Genomic DNA, 1,984 nt, shown 5'->3' on the forward strand with positions numbered 1-1,984 from the left:
AGTGCAGCCAAAAAAATTTCGCCCGAATCATGGGCAGGCAAACGCATTTCTTGCGCGATGTATAGCGACCAAAGACTCACACAAAGTGTGCGATGATACAAGTCATTCATCTGCGCCGCCATCACCGTCAAAAATTGCTGCACTAACGGCAAATCCGAGAGCAAGGCACAGACAGGTTCGAGGGAGCTTAAGGGGTGTTTCCGCTCAGCCAGCGATTGAAAATATTCGGTCGAACGAATAGTGTCTAGTAGATGCTGCAATAAATCCCCTGCAGCAATTGGTTTTTCAATCTGAATAGAATTGGCCAACGGCCGCGCCAGCATTTTATTTTTTAAGCGCGCGATGCTTTTTTGATCCAGCAAACTGGCTTGAGCAAGCAGTAATTCACCATCACACGCAAGAATGTCTTCAACCACAACAACCGGATTGGTCGCAGACAAGAGCGCAAGATAGTCAGCATAAGCGCCGACCTGCAATGGACTCCATACAGGCGAACGTTCACTTGACACGAATGACTGTTGATCACGCGACATATATAAAAACCATCCGTGCAATTGATTTTTAACTGAATAATTTTTAGAGTTTTGTTTTTAAACCGGTTGCTAAATCACCAATCGCCACAGCCATACGCTGACCAAGCCGATCAGCAAACTGTAACCCACTAAAGATGATGCAAACCGCGGTACCAAATTATGGCTTATCGCTAACACACCTGCCGAAATCATCGCAGGCATAGCCGCTTCCAATATCACCACCTGGGCAACCAGCCCTTCAATATCTAACAGCCACAACCCCAACCAAACCAACGCGGGCGAGACCAACAAGATATATAACAAGCCCACCACTAACGGCGATAAATACTCCGGGCTTAGGGTTAAACGCCACTGCAAACCCACGGCAACCATCACCACAGGTACAAGTGTAGATGAGATTCTCGCGAGCGCCTCCGCCAACCATTCAGGGTAAACAAATGCACTCGCTGCAAAGGCCAATATCAGTGCAATAAAAGGTGGAAAAATCAGGATGCTGCGCAAAATTTTTACAGCAGAGGTAGAACCGGACGAGTAGTAGCAGGCAACGACAATTCCATAAGTATTCAAGGCCACAAAGGTGCCCAATTGATCATAAAGAATCGCATAGGGAATTGCCTTAGAACCTAAATGCGCCTCAATAAGCGGAATGCCGACAAATCCGGTATTACCTAAAGGCACCAACAACATTAATGCACCGGTTAACGCGCGCGACCATTTCATCAGCCGTGCCGTACACCATGTCAATAATGCACTAAGCAACATAATTACCCATGCGGCAACAACTGGAATCAATGCCTCATGGCTAAACGACAGTTTGGGAATCTCCGCCAAAATTAGCGCAGGCAAAGCAACATAAATCACGTAAAGGTTTAAGGTAGATGCGGCGTTTTCAGGAAACCGTTTGGCTCGTTGTAATAACAAACCAATGATCAACGCGATAACAACAACGGCGATATTTGACATGAATATTCTGCGGCAGAGGACAGGTAGCCAACTCGCAAATCCCATAAAATAAGCGGAGAGCAAGAACAGTATTAAAACTAATTGACCTGATTAAATGATTTAAATGACTGGATAAAGGCTACTGACTATAACTGAGGCAAGATTTAAATCAAATAGCGAAATTCCGCATAAATATTGTACTGAGTTACTCACCGCACAGATTATGTACCGGTTTGAGAACAACCTCCTCGCATCTGTTAGCGATTTCAGGAGGGTATTATGTCGAACTTCAATCAATACACTATGCAAGATCCGCGCTCCCAATACCCCAAAGCGCAAGGGAAATCCGACGAGCGACAACCGGAACCTGGATTGGACGCCATTTTAAAACCGCAAGCTAATCATGGCGAAGAAAGTTATTGTGGCGCAAATCGTCTCGCGGGGAGAAAGGCACTTATTACCGGGGGCGACTCTGGTATCGGCCGCGCGGTGGCAATTGCATTTGGACG

The 1,984-nt window shown here is 46.2% G+C and carries 2 protein-coding genes and 1 pseudogene; 1 reads left to right on the top strand and 2 read right to left on the bottom strand.

Features of this window, described 5'->3' with window-relative positions; translation table 11 throughout:
• A partial coding sequence (locus ACWA6V_RS20990; RefSeq protein WP_449524308.1) for a hypothetical protein occupies window positions 1-533 on the bottom strand: 533 nt, incomplete at its 3' end.
• Window positions 534-602: 69 nt separating this feature from the next.
• A complete protein-coding gene (locus tag ACWA6V_RS20995; RefSeq protein WP_449524309.1) occupies window positions 603-1,496 on the bottom strand; it encodes an AEC family transporter in 894 nt (297 codons plus the stop codon).
• A 258-nt stretch (window positions 1,497-1,754) separates the two neighbouring features.
• Between ACWA6V_RS20995 and ACWA6V_RS21000 the strand changes: the two are divergent.
• Window positions 1,755-1,984: pseudogene (locus tag ACWA6V_RS21000) on the top strand (NAD(P)-dependent dehydrogenase); the annotation flags it as partial.

It is taken from the genome of Cellvibrio sp., from assembly GCF_053579595.1.

Excerpts from the sequence above, each read along its gene's own strand:
- ACWA6V_RS20995 (WP_449524309.1), bottom strand. The coding sequence starts at position 1,496 with ATGTCAAATATCGCCGTTGTTGTTATCGCGTTGATCATTGGTTTGTTA.